At 52.7% G+C, this 14,318-nt stretch carries 13 protein-coding genes; 5 read left to right on the top strand and 8 right to left on the bottom strand.

Annotated elements, in window-relative coordinates; translation table 11 throughout:
* The first annotated feature begins 66 nt into the window (after window positions 1-66).
* Both CBW46_RS14185 and CBW46_RS14180 read left to right on the top strand, forming a co-directional pair.
* Window positions 67-636 carry a hypothetical protein gene (locus CBW46_RS14185; protein ID WP_089200662.1) on the top strand — a complete coding sequence of 190 codons (570 nt, stop codon included), beginning with the start codon at window positions 67-69 and terminating at the stop codon, window positions 634-636.
* Between the two features lie 432 nt (window positions 637-1,068).
* A complete protein-coding gene (locus tag CBW46_RS14180) occupies window positions 1,069-2,382 on the top strand; it encodes a DUF2254 domain-containing protein (protein WP_089200661.1) in 1,314 nt (437 codons plus the stop codon).
* A 94-nt stretch (window positions 2,383-2,476) separates the two neighbouring features.
* Here the strand turns inward: CBW46_RS14180 and CBW46_RS14175 are convergent, their stop codons facing one another.
* Window positions 2,477-2,785, bottom strand: coding sequence for a magnetosome magnetite crystal formation protein family (locus tag CBW46_RS14175; RefSeq protein WP_089200698.1), 309 nt, complete (start codon window positions 2,783-2,785; stop codon window positions 2,477-2,479).
* A gap of 483 nt (window positions 2,786-3,268) precedes the next feature.
* On the opposite strand from CBW46_RS14175, the gene CBW46_RS14170 reads away from it, so the two are divergent.
* Window positions 3,269-4,222, top strand: coding sequence for a hypothetical protein (locus CBW46_RS14170; protein WP_089200660.1), 954 nt, complete (start codon window positions 3,269-3,271; stop codon window positions 4,220-4,222).
* A gap of 196 nt (window positions 4,223-4,418) precedes the next feature.
* Here CBW46_RS14170 and CBW46_RS14165 read toward each other — a convergent pair whose 3' ends face one another.
* From CBW46_RS14165 to CBW46_RS14145, 5 genes are all read right to left on the bottom strand, one after another.
* The gene (locus CBW46_RS14165) at window positions 4,419-5,300 is read right to left on the bottom strand and encodes a DMT family transporter (RefSeq protein WP_089200659.1); all 882 of its coding nucleotides are present in this window, start codon (window positions 5,298-5,300) and stop codon (window positions 4,419-4,421) included.
* Window positions 5,297-6,646 (bottom strand): opine metallophore biosynthesis dehydrogenase, encoded by a 1,350-nt coding sequence (locus CBW46_RS14160; protein WP_089200658.1) that lies wholly within the window; start codon window positions 6,644-6,646, stop codon window positions 5,297-5,299. Before CBW46_RS14160 ends, CBW46_RS14165 begins: the two co-directional genes overlap by 4 nt.
* Window positions 6,625-7,455, bottom strand: coding sequence for a class I SAM-dependent methyltransferase (locus CBW46_RS14155; RefSeq protein ID WP_165842314.1), 831 nt, complete (start codon window positions 7,453-7,455; stop codon window positions 6,625-6,627). The genes CBW46_RS14160 and CBW46_RS14155 overlap by 22 nt, the downstream gene beginning before the upstream one ends.
* Window positions 7,456-7,798: 343 nt before the next feature.
* The gene (locus tag CBW46_RS14150) at window positions 7,799-8,017 is read right to left on the bottom strand and encodes a hypothetical protein (protein ID WP_089200656.1); all 219 of its coding nucleotides are present in this window, start codon (window positions 8,015-8,017) and stop codon (window positions 7,799-7,801) included.
* Between the two features lie 123 nt (window positions 8,018-8,140).
* Window positions 8,141-8,530 (bottom strand): YncE family protein, encoded by a 390-nt coding sequence (locus CBW46_RS14145; RefSeq protein WP_089200655.1) that lies wholly within the window; start codon window positions 8,528-8,530, stop codon window positions 8,141-8,143.
* A 381-nt stretch (window positions 8,531-8,911) separates the two neighbouring features.
* On the opposite strand from CBW46_RS14145, the gene CBW46_RS14140 reads away from it, so the two are divergent.
* Window positions 8,912-9,775 (top strand): dimethylarginine dimethylaminohydrolase family protein, encoded by an 864-nt coding sequence (locus CBW46_RS14140; RefSeq protein WP_089200654.1) that lies wholly within the window; start codon window positions 8,912-8,914, stop codon window positions 9,773-9,775.
* Between the two features lie 333 nt (window positions 9,776-10,108).
* Here the strand turns inward: CBW46_RS14140 and CBW46_RS14135 are convergent, their stop codons facing one another.
* Both CBW46_RS14135 and CBW46_RS14130 read right to left on the bottom strand, forming a co-directional pair.
* Complete coding sequence (locus CBW46_RS14135; RefSeq protein WP_089200653.1) at window positions 10,109-10,783, bottom strand: type 1 glutamine amidotransferase domain-containing protein; 675 nt, start codon at window positions 10,781-10,783, stop codon at window positions 10,109-10,111.
* 118 nt (window positions 10,784-10,901) lie between these two features.
* The gene (locus CBW46_RS14130; protein WP_089200652.1) at window positions 10,902-11,612 is read right to left on the bottom strand and encodes a metallophosphoesterase family protein; all 711 of its coding nucleotides are present in this window, start codon (window positions 11,610-11,612) and stop codon (window positions 10,902-10,904) included.
* A 417-nt stretch (window positions 11,613-12,029) separates the two neighbouring features.
* Between CBW46_RS14130 and CBW46_RS14125 the strand changes: the two genes are divergently transcribed.
* Window positions 12,030-14,135: a serine hydrolase domain-containing protein gene (locus CBW46_RS14125; RefSeq protein ID WP_243633318.1), complete on the top strand. Its 2,106-nt coding sequence runs from the start codon at window positions 12,030-12,032 to the stop codon at window positions 14,133-14,135.
* Window positions 14,136-14,318: the final 183 nt, after the last annotated feature.

Genomic DNA, 14,318 nt, shown 5'->3' with positions numbered 1-14,318 from the left:
ACCTGCGAAGCGGTTGGCTTTGGCCCGCGCTTTGCTGAAATCCGTTTTAAAAGGAGCGTGAATCCTGTGAGCTTACGACGACCGATCATAGGCAATCAAAACGTGACGACACGCAGCTTCCAGCAGATGCCGCCGCCCTTGCCCGGTGGAGGAGCCCCCGCCAGCACGTACCCCGGCATGGACGTTGGCGGGTATAGTAATCCATACACACCCTCCACTGGCTACGGGCAATCGTATACGCCGCAAGTGCCATCTCTGCAAAATGGGGATGGATCACTCGGAGCGCTGTTCGGAAACAACAGTCCCAGCTCCGGTTGGGGCAATGTGATTGATATTGGCGCAGGCGGCAGCACCGGAGCTGGTTCAGGCAGCGGCTCGAGCCTTGCCAGCAAATTCAGTCTGCTGCAGATCAAACAGATGATCGATAAATTGGGCGGCGTCGAAGGAATCGTGGACACCATGACAAAAGTGCAGCGCATGGTACAAAGCTTTCAACAAGTTGCACCTCTTGTCAAACTGCTTATGGGTTCCGTAGGCAAAAAAGGTCGGTCCGAAGCGATCGCAGCGCCGAGGCGCAGACGCAGACGCCGTAAACGCAAGGGAAAAAGCACCCGTTCACGCCGCGTGAGCCGTTAAGTTGTGAGCGAAGGCAATAGGGTGTGACGCTCGGCTGCTTCCGGATGACGGAAGCAGCTTGTTGCGCCGCGAAACGTGGATAGCATGACGGGAGCAGCTCTTTTGCGCCGCGAAACGTGGATAGCATGACGGGCTAGCTGATGCCGACCACCGTAGTAGCTAGTTTGTGATGCAGAAATGTTCTCTTCGCCGACAACCGGCACCACAGCCATGAAGCCACCACGTCCGCTCCCGGTGATAGCCTGTTGGCGTTCCGGTTTAGCGTGATCTCCGTTTAGCGCGATGAGCACATAGCTTGTTGTGATGTCGGGTGCGACTTTCGCTCGTTGTCCTCAGTTACCCGCCCCGCCAAATCTTGACTGGTGCAACTGTAGGACAAGCTGGGTAAGGAATAACTAAACTTGTGGACAGCACGTCCGGGAAGGTGGCAACATGCTGCGGAAATTTCTTATTCGGTTAAAAGAACTCATTTGGCTGCTGCCGGCCTTTTATTGCTTGCTATTTTTCATGCTTGCACTGGGCGTGATCGCGCTCGATACGAGATTTGCGGACACGATGGGGATTGTTCTGCCGGATCTGCTGCTGACTGACGTGGCTCTGGCGCAGAGGGTGCTGAGCGCTCTGGCAACCTCGCTCTTGTCCATGACTACGATCACTTTTTCCACGATCATGGTTGTGCTGACGACGTACGCATCCCAATATTCGCCGCGAATTTTAAGCAACTTCATCGCCAACCGGACTACAATGCGGGTGTTGGGTGTGTTTTTGGGCGGGTTCGTTTATTCTATTCTTGCCTTGCTGTTCATGCGGCAGGAGGATCTGGATGAGCAGGTGATGTCAGCGTCGGTCGGTGTTTTGGTCGCGTTCGTCTGCTTATCGTACTTTGCTTATTTTATTCATCATGTCGCAACTTCAATCCAGGTCGGCAATCTGATCGACACGTTGACTGAGGACATTTTGATGGCCGATCTTTATTACCAGGGGCCGCGTGAAGTGGAGCCTTTTATCCAACTATCCGAAAAATTCCCCGGCATTCCCGAACAATACAGTGAGCGTCAGGAAGTGGCTGCAGGTATGTACGGTTATCTCCAGTTCATGGACTACCAGAATATATACGCGCTCGCGAAGCAGTACGACCTCATCCTGGAGGTGCGCCAGGAGGCCGGGCAATATTTGACCCCGAATATGCCGCTGTTCAACATTCATTATAAACCGGACGCGGAGCGGGTCGACCCCGACATATTCAGAAAACACCTTAAAACCGGCGAGGAGAGAGCCACGTTCCAGGACGCCTATTTCGGCATCCAGAAAATTGCGGAAGTTGCGCTAAGAGCGATCGCGCCCGGCACGAACAACCCCAACACGGCTATCGACTGCATCCGGCACCTGGGTACGGCGCTAACTGAGATGCTGAAGTATTACGGCACCTACATTCAATACGGCAGTAAGGAAGCCCCGACCCGAGTGATCGCTGTGAAAAAAAAGCCGGGCGAGCTGTTGTACTGGACCTTCCAGCAGATCTGTGAGGCGGGACAGGATAAGGTGACAGTGATGCTGACCGTTCTTGAAGCTCTGTGCTGCATCGCGCTCGATAACAACGAAGCCGTACGCAGAGACGTGCAGATATTCGGTGAATATGTGCTTGAGCGAATTGATCGGGAAAAATGGAAAAGTGCGGACTTGGCACATTTGGATGAAAGGGTGCAGGCGCTGACCTTAGCGGTCAAAGCTCAAAAGACGGTCTAACTCTCGGAGCAAAAAAAGATTAGCCGCCGCAGTGCGCCTGCGCTGGCTAATCCTATTTCTCCTTTTATGCGCCACAAAATCCCATTGCCAAATGCTATCGAAAAAACAAGCCGACTACCGGATACTCAAACCTTTTGCCTTTTAATGCACAAAGAAATCCCTTGAACGGATAGTATATCCCGATCAGGCCAAAGACAATTAAAAAGGGCAGCCCGATGAGTAGAAAGGAAAAATAATAAGAAATACTGACGGCTAAGCCTATAAAGATGTGGAAGAATAATGCTTGCAGAGCCAAAGCCCGTACCCCTGATTGTCTTGATAACAACCAAAAAATGATGGGTATTATTATGGGAGCAAAAAATGCACTTGCGTGTATAATCATTTTAATTCCCTTATTTTCCATGAATTCCTCCTGTATTATGGCATGCATCCACAACCGTTAATCTCCTGCTTTTCCATTCATATTTCTAATGTTTCCTCAGTTATCTATATTATTCAGAATACCTGCTAACGGCAAATGATGCAGTGGTCTAATTGCTCATTTGTCTTTGCAAGGATTTCAATCAGTGTTAATATCGGTCCCAGTGCTAGCATGTTTACTGCACCCGACTCATCAATCTGAGTAAATAAGGCCTCGCAGGCGTAGCTTGTATCAGAGCGTTTACGCTAAGTGTCTCGATGCCCGCATACGTATGCAGAGGCTCGCGGAATTGAGTATACCGACCTGGGTAAGGTAATATTAATTTAAATTTCCTAAGTGATCAGGTGCTGTCATTGACAGGATAACAAAAGAGGGCCGAGCCACACGTACATATGCCGCGTTGGATTGCGGCGGAGCATCTAACACCTTGAGTGAAAAAGCTGGAAATGGAAAGGCGGAGATTATATGGGATATGATTTCATCATCGAGCCCACGGATTACCAAGCGTTCGACAATGAGGACGAGCAGATAGAGCGGTGCCAAGAATGGGGTCTAATGTCGCGAAAGGCAGCTAAAGCTAAAACGTTTCACTACAGGGGCCACGGCGTGAATCTCCCTTGCCGGGTGGTCGGAGCCGCAGATGAAATGACCGCGGTCATTGAATTCGAGAACGGACAAAAACACTGCATTCATCCCTCCTATTTGAAGGAAATGCAGGCGTCGAGCTTTGGCCAAAGATTTGCCGTGGCGGGAGAAACGCCTACGGCGGCGGCTGCGGGCGGTGATGAGACGCAGCGAGCGCATGCGGCGGGTGCAATCAGTACGGAAGCTGCGGACGTAATTGAGCCGGATGGCTCAGGCGTTGTTGACGCGGCAGGAGCCGAGGGCGCAGACCCAGCTGAGCCGCAACCGGCCGAGTCCGCAGGCGCGGGTGAGACGCGGCGCACGGAGGCTGCGGACGTAATTGAGCCGGATGGCTCAGGCGTTGTTGACGCGGCACGAGCCGAGGGCGCAGACGCAGCTGAGCCGTCAGATGACCAACCTGCCGCCGACGCACCCAAGCCTGACGTGAAGGAGCCGACAACGCCGGCCAAGGGCAAGGCTAAGAAAGAAAAACCCAAAAAACCTCAGCTGCCTGAGGGGAAAGTGAGAATGACGGTCACCGTCAGCGACTTCACAACGATTCCAAATAATTTTTCGGATAACGATGATGAAGTGGTGGTGTATGACGAGGTGACCATCGAAGAACCTGAAACAGAGATAGGCGTTGCATGGTCCAGCCACAGTGCGACTCTCAAAAAGCTGGAACTGGAAGTAGGCGACAAACTGACGTTTGAGGCCAAAATCATCAAGAAGAAACTCACTAGGCATCCCGTTCCATACAAAATCAACAATCCATCAAAGATACAAAAGCTTTGATCCCGGACGCGCCGGGATCTTTTTTTTGCTGCCGAGCGCAGCGGGGCAACTTAGCAGCGCGCGTCTCGCGCTACGGCGTGTCTTCCTGCCGCCTCACGCTCCTCCTCTCGTGTTGCCGCGCTCATCGTGGGCGCTCCACGCTACGTCGCCGCTCTCCCGCTTCCCCGCCTCGTCCCAGCGATCGCCGCATCGGCGCTCACTGCACAGGCTTCGTCTGCGGGACTGGTGTGACCGGCTTCGGCGCAGGTGGCTTCTGCCTTGACAGCGCGATGCACGCCGATATAATGCAGGCCGCGCCGGCCGCCGTGAGCAGATCAGGCACCTCCGCCCATAACGCGAAGCCCCAGGCAGCGTTAAACACAATGCCGATATAGCGTGTCAGCTCGACAAGTATGGCATTTTCATGTGTGAATGCCGTTGTCAAAAATACAAGACCGAGCAGTGAAACGACTCCGATACATACGAGCAGCAGCATATCGAGCATCGACGGGACGACAAAATCATGCCACATGAGTGGAATTGAGACGACCGTGCTCGTTGCGACGAAGTAAAAAATAATTTCATAAGTGTGGTGCCGTTTGCTCAAATACCGAATGGTGATCGCGGTCCCCGCCGCAAGCAGCGCGCTAAGCACGCCGACAAGGGCATGGAGAGAATAGCTGCCAAACTGAAACGGCTTCACCAGCAGTATCGCGCCTAAGACGACCAACGGCATCCACCTTAGCGTTTTCGCCGACAGCCGTTCCTTCAGAATAATCGCGGACAGCAGTGTCACGAATATCGGCGACAAGTGCACCAGGATGCTCGCATCGGACAGCGGAATATGCGCAATTGTATAGAAATAAGCAAGCATATACAGCGCACCCAGGAGCCCGCGCAGCGCCAACAGAGGCACACCGTGCGTCGTGAGCACTACTTTCGACTGCCGCATCATAATCAGCATAATCAGAACCCCGATAACGCTTCGAAAAAAGACGATCTCCGCTACCGGTATCGTGTCGCTTACCTCTTTTACCAGAACGTTCATCAAACTGAACACGAGCGACGACCCGATAGCAAGCACAATTCCCTTGTTCATAGCCTGCTTCCCCCCCATTCGCGCCAAATAGCCTCAGCATCGGCTTCCGAGGTATCGCAAAACATCTCCCGACTCATCGTATCTGTTCCATGTTTGTCGATAAACGCGTGCCAATGCTTGTCGAAGCATTCAATGAGAGCCGTCATTTGCGGCACCGCCAGCTCGAGTCTGCGTGCTAACGCGCGCAGAAGTTTTAGCCGGTTATAATCCTCGAACGGGATGCGCGGAACTAGCCATTTCCCATCGTGATCGCGTACAACTTGCTGGTAGGGTACGGCAGAAAAGTCGAAATATTTGCCCCTTGCGTCCGGTGTCGAGAACGGATCAATCAAGATGGCTGTGTAACGGATGTACAACAAGTATTGCTGTTTGACGAAATCAAACTGCGGGAACTTTTCGATGTCCTCCCGCGACAGCGTAATGTCGTGCACCGGATAATTATCATCGTTCAAAAACTGCAGAAGGTTGATGGGCTGAGCACCCATTGCAGTGACAAGCTCCGAGATTTCGCACCAAAGCAAAACCATTGCCTTAATTGCATGCTGCGTGATCGGTCCTTCAGGATACAGCTTATATAAAAACTTCGTTGACCGCCGTTCACGGAATATTTCGGTCAATGAAAAATCGTTCAAAAATAACGGCGGATGCACATACGACGTGATGCCCCGGCTTTCGGCTTCAAGCGGGCTGTCAACAGTCGTGCATCCGATGCCAAGCCTCTCCAGCAGCCGCCGCAACTGCTCAGTGCTGCTGCTGCCTCTCCGGTTGGAACCAATGTAAATTCTTTTTTTGAAAGCCTTGGTGCGGCAAACAGTGAGTGAATGGCCCTCCAGCTTAGTCGCGGCGTAGTAGGTTGAAAAGCTGATCACCTCGATGCTTGGATGTGTGTCTCTCAATCGGTGCTGCACCAGCAAGTTGGAGCCAATACCGGGTGAAATGAGGACGATGGTGCGCACCGCCCGTTTCCCGGATATCTGCATTTTGTCAAGCACGTCTAGATAACTGTCGCTTGGCGTACACAGGATCAATGTGTGCCACCGGTCTTCGACCTGATCGAACGTACTGTAGTAATAGTCTAAGTTGACCTCACCGCCGAGATGCGCCTTCGCTCCGGGCTGCGTGTTAGCTGTGAGCTTGTACCCGTCAGCCGCCAACTCCTCTTGGAGCTTGTCGCCGCGGCTCCCTTTTCTTGTGGCGAGCCCCAAGCTGTCGCAGCAGCCCGCGTTTCCGAGATGCACCGCAACTTGCAGCGCGGCCGGTCCAGCGCCCACGATGAGACTGCTGCCTAGTGCGCTTGGCCCGGCGTCAATGTGAAGAGTGCTGCCTAATGTCGCACCGTCTCGCATAAATTCGCTCCTTCCCCGACTGCCGCCGCTTTTTGAAGGATCACCGTATCATACAAGTTACTGTGGTTCGGGACGGGAGTGATCCGCCACCGCTGCGGCAGTGCCGGTTGGAACGGATAGTTGAACAGCGATCTTAGTCCATTGCCGTATCTCACAATGATCCGTGAATCCGGCCGTACCAAGCGGTACAACACGTCCAATACATCCACCTTGTTCGGCACGAGCGAGGCGATGATCACGTGTGTTGCCTGGCGTGCAAAGGCGAGCTCGCTGACCGTCCTGGAGGTGAATGAAACTTTTTGCTCTAGGCCGAGCACTTGTGTCATATTCTCTGCCAGCCGCACCGCTTCCTCATCAATATCGACCCCTACCAACTCTGCTCCTATATGTGCGGCAATCGTGAGAGCTGAAAGCGGAAACGCGCCCGCTCCAATGAACAGTACCTTCGATTCCGGGCCGATGCCGCAGAGCTGCAGCTCATTTTGGATGGAGCTCGACAAAGTGTTCATATAGACGCCAACGTCTGTCTCGTGGTTATGTATGCACAGTGATTGATGCTTTTCCATGTCGCACAACGCATGTACTGCAGTTTCCCTTAATTGTTCGGAATGCAGACTAATGTCGGGATCATCGCCCCACTCAGACCACAAATTCACTGTCAATTCCTCATTCATAAAATTGCACAAGTCATCGAGCTTCCGTGTAAGCATTTCATAGCAGTCGCAGCACTGCTTACTGTACACCGTTAATTCTCGAATCTCATAATCGAGGAGCTTTATGGACAGCAGCAATTCATACTTGTTTCTCATCTGAGCCTCCTGCAATCTAATAGTAATCATTACGATTAGTTGCCATTGTAACTTAACACTTATTCCCAAGTCAACGGTCCAATCGTAATAATTACGTAAATGGCGCAGGAAAAAACAAAACAACCTCACCTCAAATGTTTCTGGAGGTAAGGTTGTTTTGTTCTGTCACTAACAGCATATCGTAGAACTAGTGACTACTCGCTGTCGGACGTTTTCAGCCCGGGAGTCACGCCCGTCCGCGCCGCCGCATGAACAGCTAGCGGAGCCGCGGCCTCACCCGCCGCAGCGGTATGTAGGACACGTCGCCAACTCCCGCTCTCTTGTATTCAGGCGTGCTTGGCGGCTAAGCTTGAGCGCGAGCCGTTTGAGCAACTTCTTGAACCGGGAAGTTGTCTCCCAACGATGCTCTCAACTCGTATGCTCTGGCTTTATGCTCGCTCTCCTGTGCGCCGTGAGTGTAGTAGGCGGTTGCGTTTTGAGCGGAAGCCTCTTTCATGCGCTTGTATTCTTCGCTTTGTGCCAGATGGAATGCGTATTGCGTAAAAGTTTCGTTCGTTGCCATTATTTTTCCTCCTCAGTGGTCGTTTAACTTACGTTCATTGCTTGTGCAGGCAGGTGAACGCCGGAATTTATTATGCTTCCACCTGAGCAAAACTATCCGGTATCCCAAACCGCTGAGCACTAGTTAAAATGTCCGTTTCCCCTTCCTAAGCTGCATACATGTGATTTTAGACGCCTCCACGACATGGCATGGAGCCTGTCGGCTGCCGTCGACCGAGGGGGACTTTATCCCTCTGCGAGCGGCGTTGTTTTTGCTGACCATCTTCGTGTACCGTTCCAGCTGTTTGTTATCCGGCACATCTATGATAGAAAGGCTTCCTGGCAGCATCGAGCCGCTGTGCGCTGGACGTGTCAAGCTGCCTATCACACGTTTCGCCCCGTCAGGATTAGGGCCCGGTCCAGAACCTTCGCTGTTGGCAACGAAGAGCTTTCTGCCATTCTGCGAGAGTTCGATTCCAGCCGGATACCTGCCGGTCGGCATACAGCCAACGGTGCGACAATCCACTTTTTCCACTGCACTACCATTGCCACATTCACTCCCCTGAATAAAAAATGCCGTCTAATTCTGTCACATCGCCGTGTTATACGGCCTCTTGCAGTTCAGCGCTGATACCTTGGCGGCGGCCCACGTCCCGGCTCATCCAAATCCCTCTGCACTTCCCGCTGCGAACAGCATAGCCCATCAATGTAAATGCAGGGTCATTGCCGCGTTAATATTTAGCAAAGAAGTGCCTGTAACTTCGATTCAGCACCTCGTTCCTCTTCGGTCAACCGCTGCCGGATAAGTTTGTCACGGTGAGTTCATCCTATGTGTTATATCAAATATTCCGCCGGCGCTGCCTGGATGACCGATCAGTAGGCCGCGGCAGAATTCACCGGGAGGACGCCCACACGTATGCAGACCACTGCCAGTCGGCTTTTTTGTATGAATGAATATGATCCGTTGAGGAAGGTCTTGTTATGTGAACCGCAGCATATGCGAATCAGCGAAGTCATCAATGAAACTCAGCGGCATTACGTAGATGATAATATCGACCAGGACCTTGCGGCCGAACAGCATGACACGTTCGTCCAGAGCTTGCGCCAGCATGGTGTGGACGCGGTGCTGCTCCCCCAGAACGAGGATTATCCCGAGCAGGTGTTTACCCGCGATGTCGGGTTTACGATCGGAGAGCAGCTGTTCGTGTCACACATGGGCAGAGGGATCAGGCAGGGCGAAGATGATATATTGATCCACTGGCTGGAAGATCAGCACTATCCTTATCATAATCTGACCAGAAACAGCATCGAAGGCGGGGATGTCATTATTGATGGGGACACCGTTTTTGTCGGTGTCAGCGGCAGAACGTCGGAAAATGCGATACACAATCTCACAAGTTTACTTCCTGACCACTCGGTGGTGTTCCTGCCGATTGACCGCTCCTATCTGCACCTCGACTGCGTGTTCAACCTCATTTCGCCCGAAGAGGCGTTGGTTTTTCCACCGGCACTCGATCGGGAGGGCTTCGAGAAAATATCTTCGCGGTACGATCTCATCCAAGTGGACGAGTCGGAGCAATTCAGACTTGGCACCAACGTACTATCTATAGGGAATAAGAAAGCGTTCAGCCTGCCTGTTAATGTAAAAGTAAATTCGGAGCTTCGCCGCAGGGGTTACGACGTGATTGAAGTCGACTTATCGGAGATCATCAAGTCCGGCGGCTCTTTCCGCTGCTGCACATTGCCGCTCTTGCGGGCAGTGGGAATGGGAAATCCATAGCATGCAAAAAGCACCGGCCAGCTCAATAAAGCTCGGGCGGTGCTGAATGTTTTGTTTGCGCTGGCTGCTGATCGTTGATCGTACTCGGATGCAGCGACTCTCAGCCAAGACCGGCGAGACAGCAAGACAGAGGCACGGCCGCTGTCTGCTTCTGCTGTGGCAAATCGGCTCAATGTCTTACCCGCCACTGTTCCTGCTACCACGCTAATCTAGCGCGCAGCCAAAATCGCGCAACTTGGGAATCACCCGCTGTGTCACGGATGGCTTCTCTGGCTCACGCCGGGGCGAGCACACCAGACGGCGCGGTGACGCTAGTGGTTCCCGCAGACCACCTTACGCCGGATGCTCGATCGCCTCCACGGTTTTTTCCGCTGTGCTTCTGCTCGATTGCGGATTTTGCCCGGTTACCAGGTTGCCATCGCGCACGGAGAAATCGGTCCATTTGTCACCGGACACGAATATCGCGCCTTTTTCCCGAATCTTGGATTCGAGCAGGAACGGCATGTGGCGGTCAAGTTCCATCTCGCGCTCTTCAGCGTCGGTGAAGGCAGTGACCTGCTTGCCCTTCACCAGCGGAGTTCCATCTCTGTACGTGACATTCACAAGACCTGCCGGACCGTGGCACACAGAAGCGATAACCTTCCCCTCTTCCGCAAATTGCTGCAACACATGCAGCAGGGCTTCATTGTCCGGAAAGTCAAACATGGTGCCGTGCCCGCCCGGCAGGAATACTGCGTCAAAACCCTGCCAGTCATCGCGGTTCAACTGGGCGGTGTGCTGCAGCTCTTTCTCCGCTTCAGCCCACGCGGCATTCTTTTCTTCTGCAATGCTGTTCGGATCGAGTGCCACTGCCCCGCCCTTGATGCTGGTCACTTTGACATCATAACCTCTTTCTTTAAAGACGTTATATGGTACAGCAAACTCTTCCAGCCAAAGTCCGGTTTTGTGGTCATCCGTTATTTTCGTGTGGTTCGTAACGACCATTAGTACACGTTTGGTATCAGCCATTTCAAGTACCTCCTCTAGTTCGACTACTTATTAATTCTCTCCTGAGCCATGTGAATATATGCCCCGCTTGCACTGGCTGCTGCCGATCCACGCCCCGTAACCGCACTCGCATGAGCGCTCATTCACTGCTCACATTCCAGGTAATATCATGCAGACGGACGCTATTATGCTGAAATGAATATCTGTAGTACTTGTCATTCGTCAGGTCTACCAGGGCTAACGCGGCAAACCGGCTGGGAAACACGCCCGATCCCAAGTCACAATTCAAGCGTAATCCGTCGAATTTCACTGCCGTGCCTGGAGTATGACCGTGTGCTATGATTCTTCCCTGCGTGAGCCGCTGCAGCGCGTCAACGTTCACCGTTTCACTGAACTCCTTGCGATTCATCCATAATACGTCGCGCGTTTGTTCATTCAATGTGAAATCCGGATTAATGCCTGCATGAGTGAAAATGTACTTCTCGGTCTCATACACCATCGGCAGCCGGTCGACCCACAGTAAATAATCTTCCAACGCGCCATTCGCAAAAACCTGCTCAAAGCTCGCCTGTGACTCGTCCCCGCCGTACGTCTTCCACATGGGATCATCTTTCCAATAGAAATCGAGCATCATCTGCTCATGATTGCCGATCAGCACTTTTATATTGTCAGGATACATTTGCTGCAATAGCTTATAGCCCTTGAGTACTTTGCCGCTGTCTGGACCGCGGTCGATCATATCCCCGCCCACCACCAGCAAATCCTGTGCCGGTTCGAACTGAGCGGAATCAAACAGCTGCAGCATACCATCATAATGGCCATGAATGTCGGTGATGAACAATAGTCTCATGCTGTTGATCGGATGCTCCCTCTTGTCTTGTGTTTACGTTTTGTATTCCCAGATCCATGTGATTTTATCGGGCCTGTGGTCCGCCGCCATGCCAGCCCGCAACGAGCTAACGAGAGACTCACGCATATTGAGAAAGCCGGTAAGACAACACAAACTGCCGCACGGCAAAAAAACACCCCGCCAGGGCGAATACTCAGCAGCGGGGTCATGATGAAAGATATTCAAGGAGTATTTCCTGTTCTATATTATACGCCGGCTATTAATCTAACCTTAATAGACAATTATATTAACATTAAAGTTCCGCACTTCATGGGTGCTCGCAGCCTTGAAACGGAATAATTTGACAAGAAAACTGCGATGGTCTACGGTGTCATATATGGATATATCTATATTGGATACAAAGGAGTGAAGCGTACGTTGAAATCGCTATCTTACAACCGCATACGTTCCTCTTGGGCTAAAACTATCGCCGCCATCGCCCTCACCGTCTGTCTGATCAGCTCCACCGCGCAAGCCGCCGCTGCCAAAACCGGCGATGTGCAGCAGCCGCAAACGCTAAACGCAGACAGTGCCGCCGCCTTTCTGGATCAATTTTTTTCGTCCGACAAAGTAAAACCCCATTACATTGGCGCCGCCGTGTCCGTCGTCAAAGACGGGCAAATTATCGCGCAAAAAGGATACGGCCGCGCGAATGAAGCACAGCAGACGGCTGTAGATCCGGGACGCACGGTGTTTCGCATCGCCTCCGTGTCCAAAACATTCACCGCGGTAGCCATCATGCAGCTGGTCGAACAAGGCAAGCTGGATTTGAAAGAAGATATACGTACATACCTGACCGACTTGAACTTCAAGAACCCGTTCGGAACACCTGTCACCGTAGAACATCTGTTAACCCATACATCGGGATTCGAGGTGCGCGATCCGGAGCCTGGCGACATCCACCGGGACTTCGACAAGGTCGTCGGCATTGAGGAATACGTGCACAGCCATATGCCGCCCGTGATACGTAAGCCCGGGACCGCATACATGTACGATAACTTCGCCTACCTGCTGCTTGGTTTGATCGCCCAGAAAGTTAGCGGTCAGCCCTATGAGACGTATATGGAAAACCATATTTTCACGCCGCTCGACATGAAAAACAGCAGTTTCGTGCTGGATGGGGCACTGAAGGATAATCTCGCCGCCGGGTATGACCCCGCGGGAAAGCAGCTGGACTCTTACGCGCTCACGCCAACCATAATGCCGCATGGCGGCATGGTGGCGACCGCAGAGGATATCGGGAAATTTATGTCCGCGTTTCTCAGCGAAGGTGCGAGCGGCAACGGCAACGGTCGCATTTTAACAGAATCTTCTGTACGGGCGATGGAACAATACCGCTCCTCTATTCACCCGCTGCTTCCCGATACGACGTATGGCTTTGAGGCGCCTTTTCAGCTCCCGGGTGCCGGAAGCAGCTCCCAAATCATTTCCAAACTAGGCGATCTGAATGGATACAGCTCTTATCTGTTCCTGATCCCCGAACAAAACACGGGTGTGTTCTTGACCTATAACAAACCAGGCGCGCTGCGCAATTTGTTCTACGCGCAATTCATTTCAACTTTCTTTCCGCAATATGCAGCCCCCGCTCAGCTTGAAGCATTCAAAGCCGAGACCTCTCGATCGCTCGACAAATTGAAGGGCTTGTATGCCGACCTGCGGCTGAGTTCTTTCGTCAGCTCGGTTGATACCGATGCGGCCGGAGCATTGCGAATCTCAGATGCATTCCTGGGTCCCCGCGCCCTGCAGCAGGTAGACGACAATTTGTTTGTCGATGATCTGACAAAGCAATTCACAGCGTTCAAATTTGACGACAACGGACAAGTGGCTTATATCAAGGAGCCTTATATCAACCCGCTGGGCTATGGCCGTAAGGGAGAACAGCCGGTCGGCTTTAAAGATGTCAGTCAAGAGCACTCATATGCTGAATATATTCTGGCGCTGCAATCACTGGGCTATTATCCGAGTAACGCAAACGAATCCTTTGATCCTGAAAAAAATGTGACCAGGGGCGCATTTGTCCAGCGTATGCTGCAGGCCAGCAACATCAAGGGCAGCAAAAGGACTCAGCCAGCCTTCGCTGATATTGCAGGACACCCTGCCGCAGCGTATATCCAGATGGCCTACGAACTTGGTATGGTAACCGGTACCGGCGGCGGGCGGTTCGAGCCGGAACGCGACGTTACCCGGCAGGAGTCTGCGGTCATGCTGTGGCAGCTGCTCAAAGCCAAGTATCCGCCCGAGCTGTTTGCCGACGTCAAATTGGCTGGAGAAACCAGTGACTGGGCGGTTCCAGCCGTGCAGCTGATGGTCGCGTTGGGCCTGCACGGTCCGGAGGTGCAAACGTTGCCGGATGGCACTGCCGATTTCCGATCGATGAAACATATGAACCGGCAGGAAGAGGCGGCGCTTCTGTTCAAGCTGCTCACACAGCCCACCGATCAAATCGTCGCTAATAAGCAGGCGGCTCAGCAGCAGCAGCGTTAGTCCCCAACAGCCCGCAGGGATTATCGATCAAGTGATCACTGCCCCGTAACGAGAAGAAGGCCCCGCTCAGTGCGCTGTCTGACGCATGGCGGGGCTTTTATGCACAAAATACCCCGCCAGGGCGATCTCTGCAGCTGCGGGGTCATGGTGAAATATATTTCAAAGGAGGAGTACAAATCATAT

The organism is Paenibacillus xerothermodurans, assembly GCF_002220865.2.
Taxonomy (GTDB): Bacteria; Bacillota; Bacilli; order Paenibacillales; family NBRC-103111; genus Paenibacillus_S; species Paenibacillus_S xerothermodurans.
This window is presented reverse-complemented; position numbering and strand designations above follow the sequence as displayed.

Coding starts and splice junctions, on each gene's coding strand:
- CBW46_RS14180 (WP_089200661.1), top strand. CDS start 1,069: ATGCTGCGGAAATTTCTTATTCGGTTAAAAGAACTCATTTGGCTGCTG.
- CBW46_RS14175 (WP_089200698.1), bottom strand. CDS start 2,785: ATGGAAAATAAGGGAATTAAAATGATTATACACGCAAGTGCATTTTTT.
- CBW46_RS14170 (WP_089200660.1), top strand. CDS start 3,269: ATGGGATATGATTTCATCATCGAGCCCACGGATTACCAAGCGTTCGAC.
- CBW46_RS14165 (WP_089200659.1), bottom strand. CDS start 5,300: ATGAACAAGGGAATTGTGCTTGCTATCGGGTCGTCGCTCGTGTTCAGT.
- CBW46_RS14160 (WP_089200658.1), bottom strand. CDS start 6,646: ATGCGAGACGGTGCGACATTAGGCAGCACTCTTCACATTGACGCCGGG.
- CBW46_RS14155 (WP_165842314.1), bottom strand. CDS start 7,455: ATGAGAAACAAGTATGAATTGCTGCTGTCCATAAAGCTCCTCGATTAT.
- CBW46_RS14150 (WP_089200656.1), bottom strand. CDS start 8,017: ATGGCAACGAACGAAACTTTTACGCAATACGCATTCCATCTGGCACAA.
- CBW46_RS14140 (WP_089200654.1), top strand. CDS start 8,912: ATGCAGACCACTGCCAGTCGGCTTTTTTGTATGAATGAATATGATCCG.
- CBW46_RS14135 (WP_089200653.1), bottom strand. CDS start 10,783: ATGGCTGATACCAAACGTGTACTAATGGTCGTTACGAACCACACGAAA.
- CBW46_RS14130 (WP_089200652.1), bottom strand. CDS start 11,612: ATGAGACTATTGTTCATCACCGACATTCATGGCCATTATGATGGTATG.